This window comes from Desulfitibacter sp. BRH_c19, from assembly GCA_001515945.1.
Lineage (GTDB): Bacteria > Bacillota > DSM-16504 > Desulfitibacterales > Desulfitibacteraceae > Desulfitibacter.
This window is the reverse complement of sequence record LOER01000034.1, coordinates 58,882-74,060: the sequence shown is the minus strand read 5'-3', so window position 1 is coordinate 74,060 and position 15,179 is coordinate 58,882. Positions and strand designations below refer to the sequence as shown.

Annotated in this window: 14 protein-coding genes and 1 pseudogene; 14 read left to right on the top strand and 1 reads right to left on the bottom strand. The window is 35.7% G+C overall.

The window, feature by feature from the left end; all coding sequences use genetic code 11:
- The first annotated feature begins 178 nt into the window (after positions 1–178).
- Positions 179–2,377 (top strand): annotated as a pseudogene (locus APF76_06100).
- A 233-nt stretch (positions 2,378–2,610) separates the two neighbouring features.
- Here the strand turns inward: APF76_06100 and APF76_06095 are convergent.
- On the bottom strand, positions 2,611–3,915 hold the full coding sequence (locus APF76_06095; protein ID KUO50153.1) for a histidine kinase: 1,305 nt from the start codon (positions 3,913–3,915) through the stop codon (positions 2,611–2,613).
- A 253-nt stretch (positions 3,916–4,168) separates the two neighbouring features.
- On the opposite strand from APF76_06095, the gene APF76_06090 reads away from it, so the two are divergent.
- The 13 genes from APF76_06090 (at position 4,169) to APF76_06030 (ending at position 15,042) form a co-directional block, all read left to right on the top strand.
- On the top strand, positions 4,169–4,540 hold the full coding sequence (locus APF76_06090; GenBank protein ID KUO50033.1) for a hypothetical protein: 372 nt from the start codon (positions 4,169–4,171) through the stop codon (positions 4,538–4,540).
- 11 nt (positions 4,541–4,551) lie between these two features.
- Positions 4,552–6,123 carry a bifunctional ADP-dependent (S)-NAD(P)H-hydrate dehydratase/NAD(P)H-hydrate epimerase gene (locus APF76_06085; protein KUO50032.1) on the top strand — a complete coding sequence of 524 codons (1,572 nt, stop codon included), beginning with the start codon at positions 4,552–4,554 and terminating at the stop codon, positions 6,121–6,123.
- Positions 6,116–7,243, top strand: coding sequence for a hypothetical protein (locus APF76_06080; protein KUO50031.1), 1,128 nt, complete (start codon positions 6,116–6,118; stop codon positions 7,241–7,243). Before APF76_06085 ends, APF76_06080 begins: the two co-directional genes overlap by 8 nt.
- Positions 7,244–7,380: 137 nt before the next feature.
- On the top strand, positions 7,381–7,950 hold the full coding sequence (locus APF76_06075) for a xanthine phosphoribosyltransferase (protein ID KUO50030.1): 570 nt from the start codon (positions 7,381–7,383) through the stop codon (positions 7,948–7,950).
- A gap of 97 nt (positions 7,951–8,047) precedes the next feature.
- The gene (locus APF76_06070; GenBank protein ID KUO50029.1) at positions 8,048–8,323 is read left to right on the top strand and encodes a CopG family transcriptional regulator; all 276 of its coding nucleotides are present in this window, start codon (positions 8,048–8,050) and stop codon (positions 8,321–8,323) included.
- 1 nt (position 8,324) lies between these two features.
- Positions 8,325–8,675, top strand: coding sequence for a PemK family transcriptional regulator (locus APF76_06065; protein ID KUO50028.1), 351 nt, complete (start codon positions 8,325–8,327; stop codon positions 8,673–8,675).
- Positions 8,676–8,752: 77 nt separating this feature from the next.
- Positions 8,753–9,454 (top strand): hypothetical protein, encoded by a 702-nt coding sequence (locus tag APF76_06060; GenBank protein KUO50027.1) that lies wholly within the window; start codon positions 8,753–8,755, stop codon positions 9,452–9,454.
- A gap of 46 nt (positions 9,455–9,500) precedes the next feature.
- Positions 9,501–10,664 carry an amidohydrolase gene (locus APF76_06055; protein ID KUO50026.1) on the top strand — a complete coding sequence of 388 codons (1,164 nt, stop codon included), beginning with the start codon at positions 9,501–9,503 and terminating at the stop codon, positions 10,662–10,664.
- Positions 10,665–10,851: 187 nt separating this feature from the next.
- Positions 10,852–11,334: a hypothetical protein gene (locus tag APF76_06050; protein KUO50025.1), complete on the top strand. Its 483-nt coding sequence runs from the start codon at positions 10,852–10,854 to the stop codon at positions 11,332–11,334.
- Entirely contained in the window at positions 11,315–12,022 is a 708-nt protein-coding gene (locus APF76_06045) for a hypothetical protein (protein ID KUO50024.1), read from the top strand. Before APF76_06050 ends, APF76_06045 begins: the two co-directional genes overlap by 20 nt.
- Positions 12,023–12,511 (top strand): ribosomal-protein-alanine acetyltransferase, encoded by a 489-nt coding sequence (locus APF76_06040; GenBank protein ID KUO50023.1) that lies wholly within the window; start codon positions 12,023–12,025, stop codon positions 12,509–12,511.
- A complete protein-coding gene (locus tag APF76_06035; protein KUO50022.1) occupies positions 12,505–13,515 on the top strand; it encodes a tRNA threonylcarbamoyl adenosine modification protein TsaD in 1,011 nt (336 codons plus the stop codon). Before APF76_06040 ends, APF76_06035 begins: the two co-directional genes overlap by 7 nt.
- A gap of 93 nt (positions 13,516–13,608) precedes the next feature.
- Positions 13,609–15,042, top strand: coding sequence for a hypothetical protein (locus APF76_06030; GenBank protein KUO50021.1), 1,434 nt, complete (start codon positions 13,609–13,611; stop codon positions 15,040–15,042).
- The last annotated feature ends 137 nt before the right edge of the window (positions 15,043–15,179 follow it).

Below are 15,179 nucleotides of genomic sequence, written 5' to 3'. Positions count from 1 at the left end.
AAAAATAATTTTTGGAACTTTATAGTTTCACTTAATAACCGATGTTGTTAAAATTTACAGTATCGGTTTGAGTTTTTATCATGGAAATCACATATTATAGAGTATAAATAAATAAAGGATTATAAAATTCTGCACCGAATCTGTGTAAAAGACTCTTAAGATAGGAAGTGAAAATTTTATGAGAGAATTTAGAGTTGAAAATAAGAAATTAAGAAATATTTGTGATCTAGATCAATTGGATTTTAAAACTACTAGTGAAGTAGATATTCTAGAAGGCATAATAGGCCAGGAAAGAGCTGTCAACGCAATGGATTTCGGTCTAAAAATCAATAACAAGGGCTATAACATTTATATGGCTGGATTAAATGGAACTGGGAAAACGAGTTATGCTAACTCATTGGCACATAAAATTGCTGTTGCTGGAGAAGTTCCTAATGATATATGTTATGTATATAATTATAAAGAACCTGATAGGCCCTTAATTATTGAAGTTTCTTCTGGACTTGGAGAGTCATTTGCAAAGGATATGGATAATCTGGTTGACATAATTAAGAAGGAAATACCCAAAGCCTTTGTAGGTGAAGAATTTGATACCCAAAGAAGAATGATTAGAGATAAATACCAAAAGGATACTAGTGAGCTATTACAAGAGTTGGATAAGATAGGAAAAGAAAAAGACTTTATTGTGCGTCAATCGGGTAAAGGGTTGGTAAGTGTTCCTTTGGTAAATGGCAAACCAATCGATCAAATGGATGAGGAATTAATAACTGATGAAATTACCAGGGAGATTCAGAACAAGCTTCCAGAAATGCAAAAGCTCTTGGATGAAGTAACAAGAAAGATTAAGTTGCTAGAAAAGGAGGCTTCAAGTGAGCTTGCTTCTATAGAAAAAAAAGTTGCTATGGCAGTAATAAAGCCAGAAATTGCGTTGGTTAGAGAAGCCTACAATGCTCATTCTAAAATACTGTCCTATTTAGATAATGTTGAAAAAGATATGGTGGATAATCTACAGGTCTTTAAGGTGAAAGAAGAGGACCAAAGTTTAAATCCGTTATTACCCCAATTGCAATTAGAAAACAATCTAATAAGATACAAGGTTAACCTATTTGTTAATAATGCTAAGCAAAAAGGTGCCCCTGTTGTATGTGAAACCAATCCAAACTATTATAACCTTTTTGGGAAAATTGAAGGAAAGGCTAATTTTGGAGGTATAAGTACAGACTTTACAATGATAAAATGTGGGTCGATCCATAAAGCAAATGGTGGTTACCTAATTATTCATGCCAATGAAATATTAAAAGATCCATTTGCCTGGGGTGCATTAAAGAGAACTTTAAAAGGGCAAGAGTCAATTATTGAAAATATTGGAGAACAATTTAAGATAATGCCTACTGCTACAATTAAACCAGAGGCCATGCCCATTAAAGTTAAGGTTATTTTAATAGGTAGCTCCCATATTCAGCAGCTACTTTACAGCTATGATGAAGATTTTAGTAAATTATTTAAGATTAGAGCCAACTTTGATACATCTATGGAGCGAAATCCTGATAATATACTTATGTACTCCCAGTTTATTAGTGCAGTATGTAAGCAGGAAAACCTTAAGGCATTTGATAAATCAGCAGTAGCGAGGGTAATAGAGTTTAGTTCAAGGTTAGCTGACCACCAGAAAAAACTTTCTACTAAATTTAACGAAACTGTAGAGATTGTATACGAAGCTAACGCATGGGCAGAAATTGAGAACAATGAATATGTTACTGCATACCATGTGGAAAAGGCTATCAATGAAAAAATAAATAGAGCTAATTTACTCGAAGAAAAGATTCAAGAAAATATGATTGAAGGGCAAATCCTCATTGAAACCCATGGAAGCACTATTGGTCAGATAAATGGGTTGTCAGTCTACAGTTTAGGTGATTATTCCTTTGGAAAGCCTTCTAGGATCACAGCTAGAGCATTTAAGGGAAAAAAGGGTCTTATAAATATTGATAGAGAAGTAAAAATGAGTGGTAAGATTTATGACAAAGGTGTTTTAATTCTTGCTGGCTATATAGGTGGCAAATTTGCACGAAATACACCACTAAGTATTACCGCAAGCATCTGTTTTGAACAAAACTATAGTGGTATAGACGGAGATAGTGCATCGTGTGCAGAACTTGTTGTACTACTTTCAGCTATTGTAGATATTCCGGTTAGACAGGATATAGCCATTACAGGTTCAATGAATCAGAGAGGTCAGGTCCAACCAATTGGTGGGGTAAATCAAAAGATCGAGGGATTCTATGGCTTATGTAAAGAAAGGGGACTCACCAAGACTCAGGGTGTAATAATCCCAAAACAGAATATTGATAATTTAATGTTGAATAACGAGGTTGTAGAGGACTGTAAAGCGGGAAATTTCCATATCTATGCAATCTCAGATGTTGAAGAAGCAATTGAAATCCTTACTGAAACCGCTCCTCATGAATTTTTTAAAATGGTTCAAAAAAAATTGGAGAAAATGGCAGAAAAAGAAGAGATCGAAGGTACCCTAGATTAAAGGATAAAACAAAGCCCTTATGTGCAGTTCAGTTTCAGTATAGCACATAAGGGCTTGCTTTTTAACTTAGATTATTGAATCGTAAGGGTGCTTTCATTAATATTTATATTAGAATTGGATTGTTCTTCTTCTACATTCTTAATAGGCACTCTTATTTGAACTGTAGTGCCCTGATCTGCGCTGGAGCAAATTCTTAAACCATAGTTAGGGCCATACAGGCTGATGAGCCTGTCATGAACATTACTCAAACCTACTCCATTTCCAGACCCATAGCCTGGTTGAAGGACAAGATGAATTTTTTCTTCAGGGATACCAACACCATCGTCAGAAACCATCATCACCAAATGGTCATCTTTCATAATCGCAGAAATTTTCAAAGTTCCTCCACCCACTTTAGGCGTTATTCCGTGCTTTACTGCATTTTCTACAATGGGTTGGAGACTCAAAAATGGTATTTTTAACCCCAGCAAACTATCATCAATTTCTTGAATAATTTTTAACGAATCTTCGAAGCGGGCCTTTTCCAAAGTTAAATAGGTTTCAATGCACTCCAGCTCTTCTCCTAAAGTTATATAGTGACCTCTTCTCCTGAGAGTTTGTCTGAAAAAGTCAGCCAGGTGAATTAAAAGCTGCCGTGATTTTTCAGGGTTAGTTCTACTATAAAGAACAATAGTGTTAATTGTATTGAAAAAGAAGTGTGGGTTTATCTGTGCATGTAAAGCATCAAGCCTTGCTTTAGTTAACAGTTGAGACTGCCTGTCAAGTTCAGCTAATTCAGTTTGCATACTTAGTAACTGGCCAATACCTAGTGCAAGTCTAATTGAATGATCAGAAAGGGGTCCCGGCCTTGTATCATACAATTTTAAAGTCCCTATAACTTTACCCTTTACCTTTAAGGGCACAATTATTACTGCTCCTAATGGACACTGGCAATCCTTAACTGGGCAGTTAAAGCCTTCAGAAGTTTCAATTACTTGATATTCTCCCGTCTTTAATACATCCTTAGTTGCTGAAGTCACGATAGGATCACCAGGTCTGTGTCTTTCACATCCAATACCTATAAAAGCAAGTATTTTATCCTTATCAGTTATTGCAACCGCAGGAAGCTCACTAATTTTTTTGATTATTTCCGCAGTATTCTGAGCTGTGTTCTCATCTAAGCCGCGCCTTAGGTATGGTAAAGTTTCATGGGCAATGAAAAGGCTGGTATTGGTAGCTTGTCTGTTTTCATCTTGACTTTTAAAAGGTTTTGTGTATAACTTAAGTATTAACCAGAAGAAAGTAACATTTACAGGAATTAATAGAAGTGCTTTTAAAGTTATTTCTAAAGGAATTACAATAAGAAAGAATGCTTCTATGAGAGAAAATATTATTATGAATAAAACAATTCTGGCATTTTGCATTTGAGTTCCTCCACTTTTAAGTCGTTAATTATTATGATGCATAATTCCCCTTTTTGTCAAACAACTCCTGCAAAAAGAAACATTTAAGAAGGATTTAACGAGATAATGTTGAAAATTATTAGTGTTAGATATTTACCTAAATAAGATAGTCTAAGACTACTTCGTAATACTAGCTACTGAAAAATGTATAATTTCTGATAGTAAAAGTAAAGGAGAGAAAGATTAAGTGGTAAAAGGGATAGGTACTGATATTGTAAGTATACACAGAATTAAGGCCTCAGTTATTAAGTTTAAAGAAAAGTTTCAAAGTAAAATTTTTACATTCGATGAATGGAATTATTGTTGGAACAAAAAAAACCCATTTCCATCCTTGGCTGCACGCTTTGCTGCAAAGGAAGCAGTATTAAAAGCATTAGGAACAGGAAAGGGGAAGATAAGTTGGCTGGATATTGAGGTTAAACTAGATAGTAAGGGAAAACCAAGCATTAACTTATGCGGATCAGCAGCTGAATCAGCCAGATCCCAATATATTAGTTGTTTTAATTTAAGTTTGTCACATTGCTCTGAATATGCGGTAGCCTTTGTAGTAGCCGAATAGGGGGAAAAGAATTGAAACTTGTTACTTCTAATGAAATGATGAATTTAGACAATATTGCTATTAATAAGTATTCTATACCTGGTATTGTTTTAATGGAGAATGCAGGTTTACAAGTGGTGCACAAGATAAAGCAACTATTTAACTACTTTTTAGAAAATAAAAGGATTATGATTTTTTGTGGTAAGGGAAACAATGGAGGAGACGGAATGGTCATTGCTCGGCATCTAATAAACAAAGGTGCTGATGTGAAGGTTTTTTTGCTTAGTAGTCCATCAGAGATAAAAGGTGATGCAGCTACAAACCTAAAAATCCTCCAATCCATGGGAGTGAGAATATATCCAATTATTAATGAGAAGGATCTACACAGAGTTAATATCGCAATGATTTATTCGGACTTAATTGTAGATGCTATTTATGGTACGGGATTTAAGGGAGAAGCTAAAGGAATATCTACAAGTCTCATAAAACTCATAAATGAATCAAAAAAAATAGTATTAAGTGTAGATTTACCCTCAGGTTTAGAAGCTGACACAGGAGAAGTTTGCGGAGAATGTATTAAAGCTACCCATACAATTACTTTTGGATTGCCAAAAATTGGTCTCTATTTAGAGCCAGGATGTAGATTTAGCGGACAGATAGAAGTTGTAGATATCTCACTACCACAAAAGTTATTTAATCAGAATTCCTTAAATAGGGAACTAATAACTTTAGATTGGGTAAAAAGTAAGCTAACTAAAAGGGAGTCAAACACACATAAAGGCAACTACGGTCACGTACTTGTAGTAGGTGGTTCTCCTGGAATGACGGGTGCTGTATACTTAGCAGCTACTGGGGCATTAAAAGCAGGAGCTGGTCTTGTAACAGCAGCGATTCCTCGCTCATTAAATTCCATACTTGAACAAAAACTTACCGAGGTTATGACAAAACCATTGCCTGAAAATGATAAGGGCTTTCTTGGGAGAGATTCCTTAGAACCAATCTTGGAGATGATTAAATCTGTAGATACTATAGTTATAGGCCCTGGAATGAGTGTTTCAATTGAAGGAGAAACCTTATTAAAAGAATTAATGCCTCAAATAAAAATTCCCATCGTTCTTGATGCTGATGGTTTAAACCTTTTGAGTAGAATTGTAGCAAGTGATAAAGAGTTTCTAAAAAAAATACAAGCAGAGATTATATTTACACCACATCCAGGAGAAATGGCACGTCTATGTCAAATCAATATCCAGGAAATTCAAAAAGACAGATTAACCATTGGAGAAAAATTTGCGAAAGAGTGGGGTGTAATCCTTGTATTAAAAGGATCTAAAACACTTATTGCTTCTCCAAAGGGTAAGACTTTTTTAAATATTACCGGAAACCCAGGAATGAGTACAGGAGGGACAGGTGATGTCCTGGCGGGTATAATAGGGGCCCTTTTAGGTCAAGGTTTTAATATGGATACAGCTGCAGCTATGGGTGTATTTCTTCATGGTTATGCTGCAGATAAGGCTGTTAAACAAACAGGTGAGTATTCTCTGACAGCCATGGATATTATTGATTATCTTCCTATAGTCTTAATGGAAATAAGTGAAGGTGAATAATTTGCGACCAGTTAAAGCAGAAATAAATCTTAATAATCTAGCCCACAACATAAGGGAATTAAGAAAAAGGTCAATGTCTAAAAACTTTATGGCTGTTGTAAAAGCTGATGGTTATGGACACGGTGCTGTTCCAGTTGCTAAAATCTCTCTTAATAATGGTGCAGATAATTTGGGAGTTGCTACAATTCAAGAAGGTATAGAATTAAGGGAAGCAGGTATCAAGGTTCCTATTTTAATTTTTGGATGGACCCCCGATGAGTATGCAGAGTATCTCCCCAAGTATAAGCTTACACAGACTGTGTTTTCATTTACGCAAGCTGAAAGGCTTTCTAGTGCAGTAAAAAAAATTGGGGAACAGGTGGACGTTCATTTAAAGATCGATACTGGTATGAATAGACTTGGATTTCAAATTAATCAGAAGTCCAAAGAGGAAATCAAAAAAATATTTTCTTTTAATAGCATTAATGTATTAGGGATATTTACACATTTTGCTGAAGCTGATAATAGGGCTTCGAACTATACAATTAATCAATATAAAAATTTCAAGAAATTCCTACTGGAGTTAGAAAGCTATGGATTAAAGTTTCCCGTTAGGCATTGTGCTAATAGTGCTGCGATTATTGATTACCCTAGTACACATATGGATATGGTTAGAGCAGGCATAAGCATCTATGGATTTTATCCTGACTTGATTATGAAAGACATGATTAAATTAAAACCTGTAATGAGATTACTAGCAAGAATCGCTCACATAAAGAATATTAGTGCGGGTGAAACAGTTAGCTATGGCCGGACCTTTGGGGCCCAGCAGAATAGGAAGATTGCTACAATTCCTGTGGGTTATGCTGATGGATATAATAGATTGTTATCAAATAAAGGTAAGGTTATAATAGGAGATAGTTTTGCTCCAGTAGTAGGTAGGGTATGTATGGATCAGTTTATGGTGGATATAACTCATATTGAAGAAAATATACAACCTGGAGACGAAGTGATTCTCTTTGGAGAGAATGATAACGGTATACAGGTTAGTGTTGATGAAATTGCAGATATAACAGGAACCATTAATTACGAGATAGTTTGTATGGTTAATAAAAGAGTACCTAGAGTCTATCTTCAGTGAACTCGTTCAGCTAAAGCTGAACATTTTAACCCACAATAACCGGTGTGTCCCTTACCTTATAACTTAATGCAATAAAATGATATTTACTATTGTATATAATTAAAAATTTAGGAAACAAATATATAGGAGAGAACATTATGAATCTGCTAAAGGAAAAAATACTTGAAGAAGGTCACGTATTATCGGCAAACATTTTAAAGGTGGACTCCTTTCTAAACCATCAAATGGATCCCGTCTTGATGTATAAGATTGGAGAAGAATTTGCAAAAAGGTTTGAAGGAGAAATAATAACCAAAGTTTTAACTGTTGAAGCATCAGGTATTGCTGCAGCATTAATGACAGGGTTGGTTTTAGGAGTTCCTGTTGTTTTTGCGAAAAAGAAGAAGCCCTCCACTATGGATGGAGCATTTTTTAGTGGTAGGATTCATTCGTTCACAAAGAATGAGACAGTAGATATAGTTGTAGCTTCCAAGTATTTAAAAAGTGAAGATAGGGTATTGATAATTGATGATTTTTTAGCTACAGGTGAAGCTGCAAAAGGTATGATTGAAATAGCTCGCCAGGCAGCCTGCCACTTAGTTGGTGTTGGTATTTGTATTGAGAAATCCTTCCAGGATGGAGGTAAACAACTAAGGGAAATTGGTGTAAGGGTTGAAACACTAGTAAGCATAAATGCTTTGACTAATGGAAAAGTTGACTTTGTATAAAATTATTGTTATTATTTGTTCTTGAACACGTATAGCATAAAGGATATAATAGAGTATAGCATATGCAAAGAAGTATTTGTTGCAGGGGGTGCCCTTATTGTCGCATGTCAAAAGAATCATGATTAGTATACCAGAAAACTTATTAAAAGAAGTAGATGGACTAGCTAATAGAGAAAAGAGAAATCGTAGTGAATTTATAAGGGAAGCGATGAAGTTGTATATATCTGAGCAAAACAAAAGAGGTATTAGAGAGCAAATGAAAAAAGGTTATCAAGAAATGGCTCAGATTAACTTACATTTAGCTGTAGAAAACTACGAAGTAGAAAACGAAGCACAAGAATATTACGAAGAGAAATTAGCGGAGTGTAAATAAGATGCATGTCAGAAGAGGAGATATATTTTATGCCCAACTAAATCCAGTTGTTGGTTCAGAGCAAGGTGGAACACGACCTGTTCTTATCATTCAAAATGATATTGGTAACCAATATAGTCCTACCACTATTGTGCTGGCAATCACTTCACAAATTTCTAAAGCTAAGTTGCCAACCCATATAGAAATGCCCAGTTCTAAAAGCGGGCTTGAAAAGAATTCTGTTATTCTTGCGGAACAAATACGTACTATTGACAAAAGCCGCTTAAAACACAAAGTAGCTTTTTTAGATGAGGAGTTCATGGTTAAGGTTGATCAAGCACTGGAAATAAGTCTAGGTTTAACTGAGGTTTAAAAGTTTTCCGTGTCTACTTAGATGTAGGCATTTTTATTTTCCCCTTGGAATATTTTAATTAACAGGGGGGGATAAAAATGGCTGCACCAAAGATTGGTATTACTTGTGGTGAAGATATTAAAGAAGGGAAAGTATTTATAACTAATTATTATTTAAGGTGTGTGCAAAGGGCTGGAGCTACTCCCTTGTTGATACCATCAATAGAAAAAAATATTAATGATTATCTGTCCAGCCTTGATGGGATAATTTTATCAGGTGGAGTTGATGTGGATCCATTTTATTTTAATCAAGAGCCTATAATTGGAATGGGTGAAATTACACCAGGAAGAGACAACTTTGAAATTAAGCTAGTCCAAGCTGCAGTTATACTGGATATACCTATTTTAGCAATTTGTAGGGGTGTTCAAGTATTAAATATTGCTCTTGGAGGTAATATATATCAAGATATATTACTCCAGGTACCGGGAGTATATCAACATTCACAAAATGCTCCCAGATGGTATCCAACACACACGATACATATTATTAGAGACTCTTTGTTAGGACATATATTTAAATCAGATACCGCAAAAGTAAACTCATTTCATCACCAAGCTGTGAGTACCTTGGGTGAAGGAGTGGTTTCCATTGCCAAAAGTTTAGATGGGATTGTGGAAGCAATTACAATGCCAGGTAAAGAGTTTGTTCTTGGGGTACAGTGGCATCCAGAATGCATGGCAGATAAATTCAAGGAGCAACAGCAGATTTTCAATGAATTTGTTAGAGCTTGTACAACATGATATATACCTATAATAATATTGAATAGAATAGTAAGGAAGTGATATTTTGCTGGCATTAACTAATGGTAGGATAATTACAATAACTGGCCCAATATATGAAAAAGGAACAGTACTTGTAGATGGAGAAAAGATAAAGCAAGTAGGTAGTATTACAGATGTAAAGATACCATCTGACAGTAAAATTATAGATCTTGAGGGCAGTACAGTTATTCCTGGTTTCATTGAGAGCCACTGCCATGTGGGTATCATGGAAGAGATGTATAGGATCGAAGGTGATGACTTAAATGAAACTACTAATCCAATCACACCTACCTTAAGAGCTATTGATGCGGTTTATCCAGGGGATTTGGCTTTTAAAGATGCCCTTCAAGCAGGCGTAACTACTATACATATATTACCTGGAAGTGCTAATGTAATAGGTGGAACCACTCTTATCATGAAGACCCATGGACTAATTATTGATAAGATGGCAGTCAATACCTGTGCTGGACTAAAGATTGCTTTTGGTGAAAACCCTAAACTGGTTTATGGAGAGCAGTCAAAAGCACCCAAAACAAGGATGGCTACTGCAGCTTTACTAAGAGAACAGTTTGTAAAGGCAATTTACTATAGAGATAAGCATCAAAAGGCTAAATGGGACCCAGATAAAAAACCGGAAAGAAATTTAGCTATGGAAATGATAAATCTTGTATTAGACGGAACGATTCCATTAAGAGCTCATGCACATAGAACTGATGATATCATGACAGCTATTAGAATTGCAGAGGAATTTAAAGTAAATATCATTATAGAGCATGGAACAGAAGCCCATCTAATTGCAGAAGAGATTGTCAAGAGAAAGATTCCTGTGGTTACCGGACCTAGCTTTACATCCAGGGCTAAGGTTGAAATGGGTCAAAGGACATTTAAGACTCCCGGAGTTTTGGCTAAAAAAGGAGTTAAGGTAGCCATTATGACAGATCACCCTGTAATCCCCATAGAATATCTCCCACTATGTGCTGCTTTAGCACTTAAGGCAGGTATGGATTCTGAGGAGGCATTGAAGTCGATTACAATAAATGCTGCTGAGATACTGGGAATAGCTGATAGAGTTGGTAGTATAGCTGAAGGTAAGGACGCTGACCTGGTTGTTATGGATGGCGATCCACTCGAGATAAAAACCAAAGTTAAGGAAGTTTTTATAAATGGTAATTCAGTTTATAAAAACTAAATAATACTTAATGAAACCCACTACCTTGGTGGGTTTTTCCGTTGCCTTTGTTTGCCCTAAATGTTAAAGATTGGTGTAATCTAAGTTTTCTTTGCTTTCTTGATGATGTTTGGATAATATAGGACATAAAAGAGGTTTTACAGGGAAAACTTCTCAATATCCGGTAATCAGTTTTAGGAGGCCACTAATGATAAAAATCCATGTTAATAACGAAAAAGAAACTATGAAACTAGGACAAGTTATAGGGAACTACATTGTCCCTGGTATGGTTATTTGTCTTCAGGGTGATTTAGGTACTGGAAAAACAACTCTGACTAAGGGAATTGTAAAAGGGTTTGGGATAAATGATTCTGTAACTAGTCCTACCTTTACAATCATTAATCAGTATGAGGGTAAAAATAATTTATACCATATTGATACATACAGGATAGAAAGTAGTGAGGAAATGATTGATTTGGGAGTGGAAGATTACCTTCCTGCAAATGATGGAGTTACAGTTGTTGAGTGGCCTGAGTTAATTGAAAATTTGTTGCCTAAAGATCGGATAATTCTATCCTTTTTTGCTAAAGGAGATAATCAAAGGGATATTAGCATTTACATTAAAGGAGATAATCCTGATTATGAAAAGTTCTTACAGGAGTTGAATAAACATGATAGTATTGGGAATTGATAGTTCTACACAAGTAAATACAGTTGCTTTGATTGACCATGGAAGATTATTAACCGAAACAATAATGAACACCCGAAAGAACCATTCTCAGAGGCTTATGCCTACGATAGATATGATTCTAAAAGAAGTAGGTATAAACATTACTGATATTGATGGCGTAGCAGTCTCCTCAGGACCAGGTTCATTCACGGGTTTAAGAATTGGCATGACAACTGCAAAGGCCATTGCCTGGTCTCTTAATAAGCCTCTGGTAGGGATACCTAGTCTTGACGGAATTGCGTATAATGCTCAAGGAGTATCAGGAATTATCTGTCCCATATTAAATGCGCGAAGAAATGAAGTGTATACCGCTCTTTATAGAATTAAAAATGGAGAATTAGAACGACTTTGTGACTATATGGTAATTGATCCAGTTAAGTTAATAAAAAAATTAGATGCCAATGAGGGGCAGATCACATTATTAGGAGATGCAATAGAGGAATTTGCTTTAGTGTTTGAGAAAAATCTTGGAGACAGACTTACAATTCCCACATCAGCAAATAGGCTGCCAAGAGCTTCTCAGGTTGCCTATCTTGGTTGGAAACGTCTCCTAAAGGGAGAAACAGACAATGTAATTAATCTATCCCCGCTATATATAAGAAAGTCAGACGCAGAAATGAAACTGGATCAAAGGAAACGGAGTACATAAATGGCTGAAGAATACTCAATTAGAAAAATGACATTTCAAGATATAGACCAGGTACTAGAAGTTGAAAATCTCTCCTTTCCGAGCCCTTGGTCAAGGAGCTCTTTCGAAGCGGAGATAAATGATAATTTGTTTGCTCATTATTATGTGGTTTTTAAAGATCATAAAGTAGTAGGTTATGCAGGCATGTGGATGATTATTGATGAAGCGCACGTGACAAATATTGCAGTTCATCCAGAATTTAGAGGATTGAATTTTGGCAAGAGACTTACCCAAACACTTATTATGCAGGCATTTAGGCAGGGTGCTAATAGGATTACTCTAGAAGTAAGGGTATCTAACTTAATAGCTAGAAATCTATACAAGGACTTAGGCTTTAATGAAGCTGGGATTCGCAAGGGTTATTATTCCGATAACAATGAAAATGCTATTATAATGTGGAAGAATATTCTAGTAAGTGGTGATGAACCAGGAGGTGATATACTATGCTAATTCTAGGAATTGAGACTAGCTGTGACGAAACATCTGCAGCTGTAATAAAAGATGGTAAGACTATCTTGAGTAATATAATATCTAGTCAGATTAGTACCCATCAGCCTTACGGAGGTGTTGTTCCGGAGATTGCATCAAGAAAACACTTGGAAAACATAATACCTGTTATTAATGGGGCTATGGAGCAGGCCGATGTGACTTTTGAAAAAATTGGAGGAATAGCTGTAACCTATGGGCCTGGGTTAGTGGGAGCACTATTAGTTGGAGTTTCTGCTGCTAAAGCGCTTGCGTATTCTCTCAATAAGCCTTTAATTGGTGTGAATCATCTTGATGGTCACATTTATGCTAACTTTCTGGAGCATAACTTAGATATGCCACTTGTATGTTTGGTAGTATCAGGTGGTCATACAAGCCTTATTTATATGGAAGATCATGATAAAAGAACACTTTTGGGAGCAACAAGAGATGATGCAGCTGGAGAAGTATTTGATAAAATTGCACGTAAGATGAATTTGGGATATCCAGGGGGGCCCGCTATTGAAGAAATAGCTACAAAAGGACAGCCACTAATTGATTTTCCAAGATCGTGGCTTGAGCCTGATAGCTTTGATTTTAGCTTTAGTGGTTTAAAAACCTCTGTAATAAATTATATGCATAAGAAAGAGCAGATAGGAGAGGAGGTAAGTGTTCCTGATATAGCTGCAAGCTTTCAAGAGGCCATTTTTGAAGTTCTAATAACTAAAACCATCAAGGCTGCAGAAATGAAAAGAGTTAAAACCATAGTGCTAGCCGGTGGAGTTGCTGCCAATTCAAATTTAAAGAACAAGATGACAGATCAGGCCAATGAGTTAGGCATTAAGGTGTATTTTCCATCAACAATTTTATGTACAGATAATGCTGCTATGATAGCTTGCGCTGGACATTATAATTTATTAAAAGGTCAGACAGCAAATTTGGAACTTAATGCAGTTCCTAATTTACAAATGTCCTTAACCTCTATTTAAGAGGATGCTAGACCCACCTTCAAACTATCATTACTAATAAGGATAGTTCATGGGAGTGGGCTTTTTTACTTAATAAGAAAGTCTGGTGATAATATGCAATCATTTAGTAAATTTATTGATGATAGGTTTAAAATGTTTCCTCCAAAAGATGAAGTATCTGTTCAGGGAGAACCTGTTAAACCATTACGTAGTGGTGATCATGTAGTAATCGTTGGCGGGGGCATAGCTGGAAGCGCATTAGCGAGACGTCTGTTAATGCTCATGGAAAAAGAAGATCTAGATATTAGAATAACCATCATTAACACCATTAGCTGTAATTACTGTGGGGGCTTAATAACCAACCTTGCCCTCAGGACTTTTAATGATGTGTATAAACTGAGAATTCCAAAAGATGTGGTGCTAACTAGGATTAAGGACCTTGCATATATAAACAGGGCTGGAACTATTAATATTGATATTGACTATACCATGCTTGGTGTGTTAAGAACCAGCAGGTTTAATGTGCTTGGTTTTGATGATGCCTTTAAACAGATGATAACTCGGGGTTTATCAGACAAAGTAGAGAAGGCTTTGACCATTATTGAGCCTGCTAAAGTAATTGACATTATTTCCGGAGAACAACTTAATAAAAAGTGGAAAATTTGTTATGAGGAATTAAATTCACTAGGGGAGAGCATTAAAAAGGAAATGGAGGCAGATTTTCTTGCAATTGCGGGTGGACTGAAAATGCTTAACCAACCTGTCTTGAAAAAGTTTATGCAATTGACAGGATATCAACCACCACCCCTTATGCCAGCAAGTGTAACAGAAATAGATACTAGTAATGCCAAAGTTAATATTATGGATGATAAGCTTTATATAGTTGATGGGATAATTCCGGGAGCTGTTTTAGGATTAGTTTCCAAGGGTAAAAATTGGCTTACATTGACTTCACTAGGTAAGAAAATAACTAAAAATGAACTGGACATTATATTCAAACATCCTGTAGTGAAAGAGCACCTTGATTTACCTGAAATCTCCGGGCATTTAAGATGTAAATGCATATGCAAAGCAAATGTCTACATAGGAGCAGCCGAGAACTTTTATGGTGATAATTGGGCTATAATTGGGGACTTAAATGGTTTGGGTAGAGTGTTAAAGGATGGTTACCTAGCATCGCTTCTTAGCGGAAAATTAGTTGCAGAGACCTTAATATATATTGGTAAAGATAGGCATAGCCTGCATGATAATTATTATAAAGCAATAAAGAGGATTAGGAATGATAACCACGTTGGCATAGGATTGTTTAAATTAAACACAATATTAAGCCGAAGTAGTTTTTTTAATAGGTTTCTAATACGCTCTGCTAACATAGAAAAGGAAAAGCATCAAAATAGTGGCCCTCTAATTGTAGCGCTACGGGCATTAATGACAGGTGATTTACCGTATAAATGGATAACCGTCTTATTTATTCAGGGGATACTTAAAAGGATATTAACTCCCTGGAAATTTCTAAATAAACACAAGCTGCGAACAAATAGGAATTAAGTCCTATCTATACTACATTAACAAATGACAATTGTGATAAATGTGGAAAACTGCCCTAGGTTTTGGGGCTCAATTATCTTGACTGTGGATGATAAAATATGGAATATAGGTTCGATTGCCTGTGGATATGTGGACAA